Raw genomic sequence first — 14,947 nt, 5'->3', positions numbered from 1 at the left:
CGGCAGTTAAAACTTGAAGTTGTAGGTGACCGACGGAATGGGCTGGCCGAAGAGCGAGAGCTGGTAGCCCGAAATCTTGCCGTCCACCGATTTGAAATACACGGAGTACGGGTTCTTGCGGCCGGTCAGGTTGTACACCGAAACCGTCCAGGAGCTGCGGGCCAGCCGCTTCACCTTGTGGCCGCCTTCGATGTTGAGCCCCAAATCGACCCGGTAGAAATCGGGTACCCGGTAAGCGTTGCGGTCGGAGTAGTACACCCGCTCGGCCCCGCCGATGACGTAGGTGGCCAGCGGCAGCGTAATGGGCCGCCCCGTGGAGTAGTTGAAGTTGAGCGACGTGCTGAAGCGCTTGCTGAAGCGGTAGTTGCCCACCAGCGTCACGTCGTGCGGCTTGTCGAAGTTGCTCGGGTAGTATTCGCCCCCGTTGATGCGGTCGGCCGGCGTGCCGGGGTTCACCCGCACCAGCGAGCGGGCGTAGGTGTAGCTCAGCCAGCCGTTGATTTTGCCCGTTATCTTTTTGATGGACAGCTCCACCCCGTAGGCCTTGCCCTCGGCGTTCACCAGGTCGGTTTCGAGGTGGTGGTTGAGCAGCAGCGAGGCCCCGCTTTTGTAGTCCACGAAGTCGTGCACGGCCTTGTAGTAGGTCTCAACCGACGTCTCAATGGTGTTGTGTTTGAAGTTGTGGTAGTAGCCCAGCGCCACCTGGTCGCCCACCTGGGGCCGGATGTAGGCGTCGCTCAGCTTCCAGATGTCGGTGGGCGACACCGTGGCCGTGTTCGACAACTGGCTGATGTACTGGCGCGTGCGGTTGTAGCTGGCCTTCACCGAGGCGTTGTCGGCCAGTGCGTACCGCACCGACACCCGGTACTCGGGGCCGTGGTAGGTGGCCACGGCGGCCCCCGCGCCGTAGTGCAGCGTGTCGCGGGCCCCGCCGGGCGAGGGCGGCTCGCCGGGGGCGTACTGGGCCACGTCGCGGGGGCCCAGCGCCTGGTAGAGCGAGTAGCGCAGGCCCAGGTACACGGCCAGCCGGGGCGTCAAATTGATTTGGTCCGAGGCGTAAAGCGCGCTTTCCTGGGCCTGCTCGCGGGGCAGCGCGTCGGGCACCACCAGCGAGGCGCTGCCCAGCGGGGCCAGCGTGCCGGGCGCGGTGCGGTAGCGCAGGGTGCTGCCCCCAAACTCGACGGTGTGCGTGGCGTTGTGGAAGTAGCTGAAATCGGCCTGGAGGCCCACCTGCCCGATGCCAAAGGTCAGGGCCGAGGCGTTTACCGGGTTCTTGTCGTTGGTGATGCGGTACTGGTACTCGCTGCCGGTACCGGTGAGCACGCCGTACAGCTTGTTGCCAAAAATGTGCTTCCACTTCAGGCTGGCGGCCCGGTTGTCGTAGGCATACGCCGTGTCGGTGGCCAGCTTAAACCGGTCGTGGCTGAGGTAGCCGGTGGCGTACACGGTGTTGTGCTCGTTGAACTCGTGCGTGATGTGGGCGCTCAGGTCGTAAAACGAAGCCGCGCTCTGGCGCAGCGCCTGGCTCGGCAGCGTGTGCAGCAGCCAGTCGGAGTACGAGGTGCGGCCCCCGACGAGGAACGAGCTTTTGCCTTTGGCCAGGGGCCCCTCCAAGGTGAGGTGGCTGGTGAGCAGCCCGATGCCGCCCGTGCCGGCAAACTGCTTGTTGTTGCCGTCGCGGGTGGCAATGTCGAGCACCGACGAGATGCGCCCGCCGTAGCGGGCCGGAATGGCACTTTTGTACAGCTCCACCGATTTGAGCAGGTCGGAGTTGAAGGCCGAGAAGAAGCCAAACAAGTGCGAGGGGTTGTAAATCGTCGCGTCGTTGAAGAGAATCAGGTTCTGGTCGGTGGCCCCGCCGCGCACGCTAATGCCGGTGCTGCCCTCGCCGATGGTTTTCACGCCGGGCAGCAGCATCACCACCCGCAGCACGTCGGTTTCGCCGAAGGCCGTGGGCACCTGGCGCAGGGTTTTGAGGTCGAGCCGCTCCAGGCCCATCTGCATACCGGCCACGTTCTTGTCTTTTTCCGCCTCAATCAGCACTTCCTTCAGGGCGGTGATGTCCTCGGCCACCTCCACGTCCAGTTGGCCGTCGGCATGCAGCACAATCCGGCGCTGGGTATTTTTGATGCCAATGCCCCGGATGTTGAGCACGTGGGGCCCCACGGGCAGCGTAAGGGCGTAGTACCCAAACTGGTCGGTAGAAGCCCCGATGGCCGGCGACTCGATGTACACCGCCGCGCCCAGCACCGGTTCGCCCGATTTGGCCTCCCGGACGTGGCCCGCCAGGGTGGCCCGGCCGGTGCCCGCCGCGCCCGCCGCCCCAATTTCGTAGAGCCGCGCCGGGCTGTCGGTTCCGCGGGCCGCGGCCGGGGCAGCGGGGCCCACCGGCCCAGCGGCGGGGGCGTTGCCGGCCGCGGCGGCCCCCGGGGCCCCGCGGAAGTAGCTCTCCAGCAGGGCGGTGGACACGGCCGTGCCGGCCGTGATGAACACGTTGTGCTCCTCGTCGATGGCGAACCGCAGCGCCGTGGGTGCCAGGGCCTGCTGCAACACGCTGGCCAGCGGCTGGCCCTGCGCCTGCACCGTCAGCAGCACGCCCCGCACGGCCACCGAATCGAAGAAAAAGCGGTACGGGGTCTGGGCTTCGAGCCGCCGCGCAAACGCTTCTACGCTCAGGCCCTGGAAGTTACCGCTGACCAAGGGCTCCGGGGCCTGGCCGTAGCTACGGAAGCTGCTGGCCCCCAACAGGACCAGCAGGATAAGCGCATAGAAGTGTTTCATGCAAGCAAACCGGGTAGAGGATGCTGGGGGGCGGTGGGCGAATTAGGGGGTGTTGGCCGCGGGGGGCGGGGCCAGGGTGGCGTAGTAGCGCACCACAGCCGCGATGGAAGGCTCGCGGCTGGCGGCTTTAAATGTGAGCTTCTGCGCTCTAATATAGGCCCGCAGGGCCCCCTTGCTCTCCGGAAACAAGCGCAGCAATTCCTTGGCATTGCCGACGAGGTAGTATTGGCGGTCCTTGTAAATAAAGACCTCGTTTATCTGCGATATTTCGCCCTGCATGCCCTCGAAGGTGGCGCGCGTCTGCACGTTTTTGCGGCGGGCGGCCAACACCCGCACGGGGCCCTCCACCAGCAGGTCGTAGAAGCCCGTCGGCACGGACGCGCCGGCGGAGTCGGTTACCAGGCGAATGAATGTGTGGCCCGCCAGGGTAAAACGCGCCACCTTTTCGTTCAGCAGGTGCATTTCCGTGAAGCCCGGCGGTACCTGTAGCACCAGCTGGCCCAGTACCAGGTCGTAGTGCAGGGGCACGCCGGTGTACGTGTGGCCGTCGTAGTCCACGGTGGCCGGCTGCGCCGCACTGGACTCAAAAAACGGCTGCCCTTTCACAAAAGGCTCGATGTGGCCCGCGTAGGCGGGGCCGTTGTACAGGCGCGACTCGGCCCCCCGGGCCGCCGCATAGCGCTGGCCCAGGGCCGCCAGGGCGCTGGAATCGGGGCCCACGGCTTGGCCCAAGGCCTTGTTGCTCAGCAGCAATGCGAAACACAGGCAGCAAAGCAGCGGGGTTTTCATGCGAAATAGCTGGGCCGGGCCCGTGGGTTGAAATGTGGGCGCAAGCCCTCAAAACTATATCAATGCCGGAATATACAGGATGCCCACGGTGCAGCTATGGTTGCACGGGCCCGGGCCGTTGGTAAAATGGTAAAATTCAAATGCCGGGAATCTTCAAACCTCCGCTACCGCTTGGGGCTTATTGCCTTGCCCAGGCGAACGAGGGCTGGAAAGCCGGCGGAAATTTGTGCGGGCCACCAAGGCGTCGTATGGGCCCCGGGGGCAAATATTTTTGTCCCGCGGGTTATTTTCTGTGCGTGCCCGCTGTTCGTTCTGTTCCGAAGCCCGTAGAATCAAGTCATTATCTTTAAACCACCCCATGAAGCTCCGCATCGAAGACGACACCCTCCGCCTGCGCTTGTCCGATGCCGAAGTGCGGGAATTCGCCGATACGGGCCGGGTGGGGGGGGCGGTGCATTTCGGGGCCAGCATTGGGCAGCAGCTCACCTACAGCCTCGAGCGCCTGGCCACCGACGAGGCGGCCCCGGCCGTGCGGGTGCGCTACGCCCCGGGGGCCCTCACGGTGCTGGTGCCCGGGGCCCTGGCCGACGCCTGGACCGGGACCGACCAGAACGGATTTTCGGAGCATGTGGCCTTGGCTGATGCCCGGCAGCTGCGTATCTTGGTCGAGAAAGATTTGGATTGCCGCCACTAGAAAAATAGGCTTGGCACCCGGGAAAGCCGGCCTCGCCTTTGGGCCCCGGCCGGTAAAAAATTCGGGTCGCTGCCCGTTTTTCCCCAGCGCTTGCTTCGAAACCCGCATATTTTTATACCATAACTCATTCGCAATTCCCACCACCGCATGGAAGATTCCCCCGTAGCCGACGACAGCAAAGCCGGCAAGCTCCACCAGCAGAAAGCCGCCCAGGCCCCCGTGAGCGGCACCCGGCCCGACCAGGGCGAGGCCCCGGTGGCCGATTATGAGATTCCGGCCGCCGCCCACCCCACCAAGGCCGGCCACGAGGCCAACGCCGGGGCCCCGCCCGCCCACGCGCACATTCCGGCCCCGCCCACGGCCGAGGCCAAGTACCTGCACCCGGTGCTGGCCCAGCCGCCCGAAGCCCTCACCGGCCTCCGGCTGGAGGCCCGCGCCAAGGTTGCGGCCGGCGTCACGGCCGTCATCAAGTCCATGCAGTTCAGCTGGGGCGAGGACGGCGTGGGCCGCGGCACCAAGGCCCTGCTGGGCCTCAACCAGAAGGACGGCTTCGACTGCTCGAGCTGCGCCTGGCCCGACCCCGACGAGCACCGCTCGGTGGCCGAGTTCTGCGAGAACGGGGCCAAGGCCACGGCCTCCGATGCCGACGACAAGGCCGCTGGCCCCGAGTTCTTCGCCCAGCACAGCCTGGCCGAGCTGTCGCGCATGACCGACCGCGACCAGAACAACGCCGGCCGCCTCACGCACCCGCTGGTGAAGCGCCCCGGCGGCACCCACTACGAGCCCATTTCCTGGCCCGACGCCTTCCAGGTGGTGGCCGACGAGCTGAACGCGCTGGCCTCGCCCGACGAGGCCGTGTTCTACACCTCGGGCAAGGTGCCCAATGAGCCGGCCTTTTTGTTCCAGCTCTTCGTGCGCCAGTTCGGTACCAACAACCTGCCCGACTGCTCCAACATGTGCCACGAGAGCAGCGGCTCGGCGTTGAGTCCTACTTTGGGTTTGGGCAAGGGCTCGGTCACGCTCAACGACTTTTACGAGGCCGAGGTCATCCTCATCATCGGCCAGAACCCGGGCACCAACCACCCGCGGATGCTCTCGGCCCTGCAAAAGGCCAAGCGCAACGGGGCCAAAATCATCAGCGTGAACCCGCTGCTGGAGGCCGGCCTCAACCACTTCAAGAACCCGCAGGACTTCATGAACCCGCTGCGGGCCCTGGGGGCCCTGCTCGGCGACGGCACCCCGATTACCGACGTGTTCCTGCAAGTGCGCGTGGACGGCGACATGGCCGTGCTGCGCGGCATCATGAAGCACTTGCTGGAGGCCGAAAAGCTGAACCCCGGCCAGGTGCTCGACCAGGCGTTCATCGGCGAATTCACCACCGGCTACGACGCCGTGGTGGAAACGCTGCACAACACGAGCTGGGAGGACATCGAGGAAATCAGCGGCCTCAGCCGCGCCCAGCTGCTGGAGGCCGCCAACCTCCTCGCCCACAAGCAGAAAATCATCACCTGCTGGGCCATGGGCGTTACGCAGCAGCGCCAGGGCGTGCAGACGATTCAGGAAATCGTGAACCTGCACCTGCTGAAGGGGGCCATCGGCAAGCCCGGCGCGGGCACCTGCCCGGTGCGCGGCCACTCCAACGTGCAGGGCGACCGCACGATGGGCATCTGGGAGCGGATGCACGCGCCCTTCCTCGACGCGCTGGACAAGGAATTCGCCTTCAAGTCGCCCCGCAAGGACGGCTTCGACGTGGTGGAGAGCCTGAAGATGATGAACGCCGGCAAAACCAAGGTGTACTTCAGCCTGGGCGGCAATCTGCTGGCCGCCGGCCCCGACACTGAGTTCATCGCCGAGGGCATGCGCAAGCAGAAGCTCACCGTGTTCGTGGGCACCAAGCTGAACCGCGGCCACCTCGTGACCGGCGAAACCAGCCTGCTGCTGCCCTGCTTCGCGCACGTGGACATCGACCGGCAAAAATCGGGGCACCAGATGACCAGCTGCGAGAACTCGATGGGCGTGGTGAGCCAGAACAAGGGCATCCTGGTGCCGCTGGCGGGCGAAATGCTGAGCGAGGTGGCCATCATCAGCGGCGTGGCCATTGCCACGCTGGGCCCCGACCGCACCAACGTGGCCGACTGGGTGGCCATGACGGAGAACTACGACGTCATCCGCGACCACATTGCGCGGGTGATTCCGGGGTTCGAGAAGTTCAACGAGGGGCTGCGGCAGCCCGGCGGCTTCTACCTGCCCAACGGGCCCCGCGAGCGCAAGTTCACGACCGCCAACGGCAAAGCCAACTTCACCGCTACCACCCTGGAGAAGTACCCGCTGGAGCCGGGCCAGCTCGTGATGATGACCGTGCGCAGCCACGACCAGTTCAACACGACCATCTACGAGTACAACGACCGGTACCGCGGCATCCACAACGAGCGCCGGGTGCTGTTCATGCACCCGGCCGACATGGCCGAGCGCGGCCTCAAGGCCAAGGACCTGCTCGACATCACGAGCCACTACGAGGGCGAGCAGCGCACGGTGGAGAAGTTCGTGGCCGTGCCCTACGAGATTCCGAAGGGCAACGTGGCCGCCTACTTCCCCGAGGCCAACCCGCTGGTGCCCATCACGAGCGTGGCCAAGGTGAGCAACACGCCCACCTCGAAGTACGTGGTGGTGACGGTGGTGCCCGCCAAGGTGGGTGCCGCGCCGCAGGCGCAAAAGCAGCGCGCAGAAGCCGTACCCGCGTAACTTTTTGAGCCCTTAGCTGCTGGCTGTTAGCCGTTAGCTTTTAGCTTCTGACTAGACGCAAAAGGGGCCTGCTACACCGGTAGCAGGCCCCTTTTGCGTTACGAACGACTGTAATTGAACGTGGGCTAACAGCTAATGGCCAGCAGCTAACAGCTCAAAACGGGTAGCCGATGGCCAGGTTCAGGCGGCCGGTGCGGCTGGGGTTGCCGGCGTCGTCGGTGGGGGTGCCGTAGCCGGCGCGGAGGGGCACGGCGTAGTCGAAGCGGATGACGAAGAACTGCACGTCGATGCGGATGCCGGCCCCGGCCCCTACGGCCAGCTGGTTGAGGAAGGAGCCGGCCTTGAACTGCCCGCCGGGCCGGGCGGGGTCGTCGTTCACGAGCCAGATGTTGCCCGCGTCCATGAACAGGGCCCCCTTCACGTAGGGAAACAGGTCCTGGCGGTACTCCACGTTGCCCTCCAGGCGGATGTCGCCCACCTGGTCGTAGAAGCTGTTGGCGACGTCGGCCCCGGTGGGCTTGTACGTGCCCGGGCCGATGCCCCGGGCGGCGAAGGCCCGGACGGAGTTGGGGCCCCCAATGCCGTACTGCTTGATGTAGGGCAGCACGTCGGAGTTGCCGTAGGGGCGGCCCACGCCGGCCAGTAGGCGGCCCACGAGGCGGTTGCCCTTGGCGGGGTCGTCGGAGAGGCGGTAGTACTCGCGAATTTCCAGGTCGAGCTTGGCGTACTGGCTGAACACCTGGTTGCCGATGGTGTACTTGCCGTCGTCGTTCTTGGTGCCCACCTTGCTGGAAACCAGCGCGGCCAGGTTGCCGCTGGTTTCGAGGCCGCCCTGGAAATAGATTTGCTGGCGGCGCTGCTCCAGCACCTGCTGGTTGTAGGTGTAGCGGTAGCTGCTGGCCAGGATGAACTGCTCGCGGAAGGAGTTCTGCAGAAACGTCTTCTGAGCCAGCAGCGCGGTAAACGCGTCGCTGACGTTCGAAAGCCGCACGTAGGACACGTCGATGGGCGTAATCTGCTGCTCGTTGGTAATCTTGGTTTTGAAGCTGTAGCCGTAGTTCGCGTTGAAGAGCTGCTCGCTGAAAAAGCCCGCCCGCGTCACCAGCTTGGCCCCCGCCCCGAAGGTGGTGCGGGGCTGGAAATCGGAGTTCACCAGGCGCGGGTTGAAGAACGGCAGGTTGGGCACGATGAGGCGCGGCACCAGTAGCTGGGCGTCCAGGCCCAGCTCGTAGCTGGTCAGGCCCAGGGCCCCCTCGCCGCCGGACTGGCTCTGCGTTTCGGTCGAGGCCACGGCGTTCAGCAGCAGCTGCTCGGCCCCGTGGAAGGCCGAGTGGTTGCGGTACGTCACCTTCAGGCCGGGGCCCACGAAGCCGTTGCTCTTGCTCACCAAGCCCAGCTCGGCCCGCAGGCTTTTCTTTTTGAGCTGGGTCATGAGCACGTCGGCGTCGAGGCGGCCCAGGCCCGGGGGCCCGCTCAGGGCCGGGAAGGGCAGGGTAGTGCCCAGGGCGGTGGAGTCGGCCCGCAGGCTGGCCGGGGCGTTGGCGCGGTAGCGGGCCGTGGGGCCCGCCGAGTCGCCGGCGGCCACGGGCCGGAAGCGAATCTCGACGAACTTGAACGTGCCCAGGCTCATGAGGCGGCTCAGGGTCTGGTCGCGCCGCTTGCGCCGGTACAGGCTGTCGGGGAACAGGAACGTGGCCCGGGTAATGGCCTTGGCCCGGAACATGGTTTCGTCGGGGAAGTACCGGAAGCCGTCGGCCATGATGGGGGGCCGGCTGGTGGTGTCGGTGAGCACGTAGTTGGTGTTCAGCGTCACCTGGCGCAGCTTGTAGGGCTGGCGCGAGCGGGCCGGGGTGCTGCCCTTCACCGTTACGAACACGTTCAGCTCCTTGTGGTAGGTGCTGTCCACCTGAAACAGCAGGGCGTCGGCCGAGAAGTAGTAGTAGCCCTGGTTCTTGAGGGCCTCGTCGATGCGCAGCCGCTCGTTGGTGAGCACGTTGAGGTCGTAGGGGTCGCCCACCTTCAGCAGCGTGCCCGGCTGGGTGGCCCGGATGGCGGCGTTGAGCAGCGTGTCGCCGGGCGGAAACGTGAGGCTGCGGATGGTGTAGGCCCGGCTCACGGTGGCGGTGTAGTTCACCTGGGCCGTCTTTTCCTGCTCCTTCACCTCGTGGGCCACCTTGCCTTCAAAAAAGCCGTGGTTGTAGAGGCGGTTGAGCATCAGGTTTTCGGTGGCCGGAATCTTCACCTGCGAGAGCAGCACCGGGGCCTCGCCCAGCTTGCCGGCCAAAAAGTGGCCGAACCCCTTGGTTTTGCCCACCCCCAGGTGCCAGAAAAACAGCTTGGGCCGCAGCCCCAGAAACGAGAAGTTGGGCTTGGGCCGCACCACCGACTCCAGCTCGGTTTGCAGGGCCGATTCGTTCTTGGGCTTTTGCTGAGCCTCAATTTTCACCGTCGAGCCGGTGTAAAGCTTCTCTTTGGCTGGCACGTACTTCAGCCCCGAGCAGGCCGACAGCAGCAGGAGCAGCGCCAGGGCACTGGCGTGTGGCAGGGAAAGAAAAGGGGTGTGGTAGGCTTTCAAGCGGAGGACTTTCGCAGTGGTGGAGGAAACGGGGGGCAAACTGCCCGGGGGCAACCTCACGAGACCCCCACGGGGCGGCCCCTCTCCTGCGGAGGGGGCCGCCCCGTGGGGGTCTCGTGAGGTTGCCCATTGACGCGGCATGTTATTCAAAGCGGCCCTCATTTCACACGGGCGCTGTCGGCCCGCGGGGCCGTGGTTTTCACCGAGTCGCGGGCGGCTTTCTTGTCGGCTTTCTGCTGCTGGCGGCTGTTTTTGCGCTGCTGCTTCACGCTCTCGCTCACCTTGGCAAACAGGTCGGCGAGGTTGTTATAGTCGCGCTGGAACACCAGGGCGGCCCCCGTGCGGATGATGGCCCCGTCGATGTCTTCGTAGCCGTTCTGGCGGTAGGCCCGCAGGCGCAGGCGGCCGTCGGCCAGCAGCGAGTACTCCAGGCTCACGTCGCCCACCAGGTTGCTGGGGGCGTTGGAGCCGGTGGTGGACTGCGTGCCGTTGCCGCCCGAAAGGGCAATGTCGGTGCCCACGCGCACGGTGAGGCGGTTGTTGAGCAGCTGGCGGCGCACGGCCACGTTCAGGTCGGTGCGGCTGCCCTGGCTGCCGTCGGTGCCGTAGGTGGCCTGGTTGGTCACGCCCAGGTCGAGGCCCAGGCCGGAGAGGTACTTGCCGGTCAGGCTCTGGAGCTGGTCGGTGAGCACGGCGCTGGCCGAGCCGCGCAGCTGCCCGGCCACGAAGCCTTCGCCGCTGCTGCTCTGGAAGGGGTTCTGGGCCACGAAGCGCCCCAGAATGAGCAGCGAAAACACCTGCTTGCTCAGCTCCGAAGTTTGGTTGGGCTGGCGCAGGGCCGCCAGGCGGGCCTCCACCTGCCCGCCCAGGGCCCCGCGCTGGTCCTCGGGCAGCGTGATGTCGAAGCCGATGGTGGGCTTGCTGAGCTGGTCGGTCACGTTCAGCAGCACGCTAAAGGGCAGCGGGTTGCGGGCAATGCTGTTGTTGGCCGGGTCGTCGGTTCCCTGGCCGGCAATCAGCTCCGAGGGCGGGGCCTTCACCTTGTACACGGCCGTGATGTTGAGGTCGGCGTTGTAGGGGTCGCCGGTCCAGTTGATGGTCGAGCCCCGGCGGATGAGGAAGTCGCGGGTGGCCAGGTCGTAGAGCGAGAGGTGGTACTTGCCCCGGGCCACGGCCAGCCGCCCGCTCAGGGTAATGGTGCCGGCCGGGTCAATCTCGGTGTCGAGGGTGCCGGCGGCCCGCACCTGCAGGTTGTCGCCGCTCACCGGGTCGATGACGATGGTGAACGGGGTGCGGTCGGTGATGGTGACCTGGGCCTTGATGTCATAGCCCGAGGTAGTGGTTTGCACGGTGTCGAGCCGCACCTTGCGGGCCAGGGCCGGGTCGAGCCGGGCCCGCTTGTCCACGAACTGCACGATGCCGTCGCGGGCCACCGCGGCCGGGTCGTCGGACGGCGACTCCACCGTGAGGCGCGAGCCGTCGGCCACGGTCACCTTCGTGTTCACGGCAATCAGCGACAGGGGCCCCGTGATGCGGGTGTCCGAATCCAGAATCAGCTTGCCGTAGAACAGCTGGCTGTCCTTGCGGGTGTTGTTCACGGCCACGAAGTCGTTGGTGGTGGCCCGCAGGTCGAAGGTGTAGTCGGTGAAGTTCTTGGTGCGCAGGTAGCCGTTGGCCACCGCCTTGTTGGAGGCCGAGTCCAGCACCGTGAAGTTGTCGAACTTGATGCCCTGGTCGTCAAACGTCAGCGCCTGGCCGGGCAGGCGGTAGGGGGCCCCCAGGATGGGCACCACGAAGCTGGCGTCGTCGGTGGTCGTCAGCCGGCCGCGCACCACCGGCGCGGCGGGCGTGCCCGCCACCGTGAGCTGCCCGGTGAGGGCCCCGGTGGCTTTGCGCACCTGCCCGACCGAGAACGGCTCCACTAGCTTCAGGTTGAGGCGCTGGGCATCGAGCGTAAAGTTGAGCGGGCTGGTGCTGCCCGTGGTGGTGAGGTAGTAGCCGCTCAGGCGCACGTCGTTGGGCGCGGCCCCGGGCGTGCCGCCGGTCAGGCGGGCGTCCACGTCGTAGCGGTCGGCGCTGGGGTTGGTGGCCCGCACGGTCAGGTCGCCCAAGTTAGCTTTCTGGAACACGAGGCCCTTCACGTTGGCGTCGGCCACGAAGGCCAGGCGCGGGGTGCCCAGCCCGCGCAGCTCGGCGGTGCCGTTGAGGGTGCCGGCCACCAGCGAGTCCTGCTGCTGCACGGCCTTGGCCAGCTCGGCCAGGTCGAAGTTGGTGAAGGTGACGTCGAGCGGCGAGGCGGGCTGGGCGGGGTCGCGGCTCTGCACGGCCAGGGCGCTGCGGCCGTTGGTGAGGTTGAGCTTGTCGGCCACCACGGCCCCGCTGGGGTAGTAGCGCACGAAGTTGCCCGCGCCCGCCGTCCAGTTTTCGTAGTTGAGGATCTGGGCCGGCGCGGCTTCGAACTGGTAAACGACGGCCCCCGGGGCCTGCCCGCGGCGGGCCGGGGCGTCCAGCGTTTGCAGGACGCCGGCCAGGGCCAGCCGCTCGCGGTTGGCCGAGTCGCCAAGAATAGAGGCGCGGGCGTGCACCTTGTTGTCGTTGATGAAGCCCGCGATGGTGGGCCGGCGCAGGCGCAGCGTCGAGTCCTGCCGGGCCTGGGCCAGCTTCAGCGAGTAGTCCAGCCCGCGCGGGTCCGAGCCCACGAGCAGGTTCAGCGAATCGAGCCGGTAGTTCTGGTAGCGGATGACGGGGATGCTGGTGGTGGCCGTCAGCTTGGCCTGCGGGCGGCTGTACTCGCCGGCCAGCGTGAAGGGCGAAATCTCCTTTAGGCCCGGCACCAGCTTGGTGGCCAGCTTGGGGTCTTTCAGCACCAGCGAGTAGGTGAAGTGGCGGTCGGCCCCGGTGGCCACGTAGCGCACCCCGGGCAGCTTGAGGTAGCGGGCCAGGTGCTGCTGCAACTCGGGGGCCAGGTTGCCGAGGTGAACATTGCCATCGAGCTGCACCCCCACCAAGTCCGAATCAAACGTTACCGCCGTGCGCGCCGCCGTCTGCACGATGCGGCCCTGCAAGGTTTTGAAGGCAAACGGCTGGTTGTCGCGCACCACCACCACGTTGTCGCCCCCAAACGTGCCCTGAATCGTGTTCAGGCTGTTACCGCTCAGGTCGGCTTTCAGGTCGCCCTGGAGGCGCAGGTCGCCGGCGTACAGCTTCAGGGCTTTCAGGTTCACGCTTTTTAAGTTGACGTCGAAGGCGTAGGCCGGCACGTTGGCGTTGCGCAGGTTCACCACGCCGTTCAGGCCAAAGGCCAGGTTGGGGTCCTGCCGGCTGTCGGCCCGGATGGTGTACTTATTGCGGTCGATGTCCACCGTCGCGGCGATGCCGTGGTAGCGGTAGCCGCCGTAGTCGGCGCGCTGCACGGTGGCGTTCACGCGGCCCACCAGCGTGGCGGGGTCTTGCAAATTGCCGCGGGCATTGATGCGGCCCGTGGCCGTGAGCAGGCCCAGGGAAGGGTTTTTCAGCAGCTTGCGCAGGTTCAGGTCCGAGGCGGCGAAGGTGCCCACCAGCGGCTGCCGGCCCTGGGCCACCGCCGGCCCCAGGTCGCCGCTGAAGGCCACGTCGCCGTAGGTCGAGCGCAGCTTCAGGTTGGTGGCGAACTGCAAGGTCGTGGGCCGCCCCCGGAAGGTGCCGCTCAGCGCCAGGCTCGGCGGCAGGCCGATGCTGGCCGGCAAAGTGCCCTTGGGCAGGATGCTGTTTAAGTCGGCGGCGGTGGTGCTGAACTGCTGCAGGTCCACGTCGGTGTACAGCCGCCCGTCCACGTTGGGCAGGCCGGTGATGCGGGCCCGCCGCGCCTTGAGCACGGTGCCGCGCAGGGCCACCGCGTCGAGGTCGCGAATGGTCAGGTCGTCCACCCGCCCGTTCACCCGCCCGCTAATCAGCAGCGACTGGGTGGGCCCCGTGTTGAAGGGCGGCGTGCCGGCCAGGCTCGGCACCAGGTACAGGATGTCGCGGAAGCCCAGGCGCACGTTGCGCAAGTCGCCTTCCACGCGCATCTTGGCCAGCTGCTTGGGGTCGCTCAGCCCGCCCAGGCTCTGGAAGCCGATGGCCAGCGTGCGCCGGATGCGGGTGTAGGGCGTGATGAGGTCGAGGCTGTCGAGGCGCACCTGCACCGAGTCGTAGACGACGTTGGCCCGCCACGAGTCGATGCGGAAGCCGCTCTGCTCCCGGCCGGCCAGGTTGTCGACCTGGGCCGTGGTGCGGTTGGCGGAGTACGCCAGGTTGTGCGTGTTCAGCACCAGGTCCGTGAAGTGCAGGTGGTTGTAGTCCAGGGCCGGCAGCCGGGTCTTCTGCTTGGCCTCGTTGAAGTTGTCGAAGGCCACGTCCAGGCCGCTGATGTCGGACTCGCCCAGGCTCACGCGCCAGCTCAGCGGGGCGCTGGCGGGGGCCTGGGCCAGCTGGTTTTTGGCGGCGGCCTCGTTGATTTTGCGCACCGCCTCGGCCGGGTTCACCACGCGGTCTGCCACGGGCGTTTGGGCGTTCTGGGCGTAGGCGAAGTGCGTGTTTTTCAGCGTCAGCTTGGTCAGGTCCACGCGCTCCTTTTGCAGGTCGATGTTGCGGGCCGTTACGTCGGCCAGCCCGATGCGGGTGTCGATAAACTGCGCCGAGGGCCCGTTCTTGTACACGAAGCTCACGCTGTCGAGCAAAGCGTGTTTCAGGCCGAATTGCAGCGTGAGCGGTTTGGTGGGGGCGGGGTTGTCCACCTCGGGGGCCGTCTTGGTTTGGTTAATGGAAATCGACGCCCGCCGCAGCGTGGCCTCGTCCACCTTATAAATAGAGTGGTCCACGTCCACCTCGTCCATGTTCACGGCCACCTCGCCCAGCCGGGCCCGCAGGTCGGAGCCCGTAATCTGGTCGTCCTGGGTGAAGTAGATGTTGGTGAGCCGCGCCTTGCCGATGTTGTACTTCAGGCCCGACGCGGTGGTGTCCACCGGGGCCGTGGGGTCGGTGAAGGCCTTAATGATGAAGTCGTAGTTGTTCGCCGAGTCGGGCGCGGTGCGCGTCAGGCGCACGCGGCCGTCGTTCAGCTCCACGGCGCTGATGTTAATCTGCTTCTTGGCCAGCGCAAAAATATCGATGCTCACGCCCAGGTGGCCCACCGCCACCAGCGTGTCGTTTTTTTGGTCGGCCAGGTACACGTCGTCCAGGTTGAGGGCGTGCCGGAAATCGGTGCGAAACTTCCCGATGCGCACGGTAGTGTGCAGCTTGCCTTGCAGGTAGCCTTCGGCCCGCCGGGCCACAAAGTCCTGGGTGGCCGGGAATTGCAGGGCCACCACCACCACGAGCAGGAGCAGCAGGACGAGGCCAATCAGCCC

The 14,947-nt window shown here is 66.3% G+C and carries 6 protein-coding genes; 2 read left to right on the top strand and 4 right to left on the bottom strand.

The features are described 5' to 3' along the window. Window positions 1-6: 6 nt before the first annotated feature. Together HNP98_RS07240 and HNP98_RS07235 are read right to left on the bottom strand one after the other, a co-directional pair. Window positions 7-2,781 carry a TonB-dependent receptor gene (locus HNP98_RS07240; protein WP_173809389.1) on the bottom strand — a complete coding sequence of 925 codons (2,775 nt, stop codon included), beginning with the start codon at window positions 2,779-2,781 and terminating at the stop codon, window positions 7-9. Window positions 2,782-2,823: 42 nt separating this feature from the next. After that, entirely contained in the window at window positions 2,824-3,570 is a 747-nt protein-coding gene (locus HNP98_RS07235) for a hypothetical protein (RefSeq protein WP_173809388.1), read from the bottom strand. Between the two features lie 358 nt (window positions 3,571-3,928). Here HNP98_RS07235 and HNP98_RS07230 point away from each other — a divergent pair, with 358 nt between their 5' ends. Next, on the top strand, window positions 3,929-4,264 hold the full coding sequence (locus HNP98_RS07230) for a DUF7009 family protein (protein WP_173809387.1): 336 nt from the start codon (window positions 3,929-3,931) through the stop codon (window positions 4,262-4,264). A gap of 147 nt (window positions 4,265-4,411) precedes the next feature. After that, complete coding sequence (locus HNP98_RS07225; protein ID WP_173809386.1) at window positions 4,412-7,006, top strand: FdhF/YdeP family oxidoreductase; 2,595 nt, start codon at window positions 4,412-4,414, stop codon at window positions 7,004-7,006. A 154-nt stretch (window positions 7,007-7,160) separates the two neighbouring features. Here HNP98_RS07225 and tamL read toward each other — a convergent pair whose 3' ends face one another. Further along, a complete protein-coding gene (gene tamL / locus HNP98_RS07220) occupies window positions 7,161-9,581 on the bottom strand; it encodes a translocation and assembly module lipoprotein TamL (RefSeq protein WP_173809385.1) in 2,421 nt (806 codons plus the stop codon). Window positions 9,582-9,739: 158 nt separating this feature from the next. Then, on the bottom strand, window positions 9,740-14,905 hold the full coding sequence (locus HNP98_RS07215) for a translocation/assembly module TamB domain-containing protein (RefSeq protein WP_173809384.1): 5,166 nt from the start codon (window positions 14,903-14,905) through the stop codon (window positions 9,740-9,742). Between the last annotated feature and the right edge of the window lie 42 nt (window positions 14,906-14,947).

Origin of the sequence: Hymenobacter caeli (genome assembly GCF_013294115.1) — a bacterium.
Classification (GTDB): Bacteria; Bacteroidota; Bacteroidia; order Cytophagales; family Hymenobacteraceae; genus Hymenobacter; species Hymenobacter caeli.
The sequence above is the reverse complement of the archived record's forward strand: the minus strand, read 5'-3'. Positions and strand labels throughout refer to the sequence as shown.

Excerpts from the sequence above, each read along its gene's own strand:
- HNP98_RS07230 (WP_173809387.1), top strand. The coding sequence starts at position 3,929 with ATGAAGCTCCGCATCGAAGACGACACCCTCCGCCTGCGCTTGTCCGAT.
- HNP98_RS07235 (WP_173809388.1), bottom strand. The coding sequence starts at position 3,570 with ATGAAAACCCCGCTGCTTTGCTGCCTGTGTTTCGCATTGCTGCTGAGC.
- HNP98_RS07240 (WP_173809389.1), bottom strand. The coding sequence starts at position 2,781 with ATGAAACACTTCTATGCGCTTATCCTGCTGGTCCTGTTGGGGGCCAGC.
- HNP98_RS07225 (WP_173809386.1), top strand. The coding sequence starts at position 4,412 with ATGGAAGATTCCCCCGTAGCCGACGACAGCAAAGCCGGCAAGCTCCAC.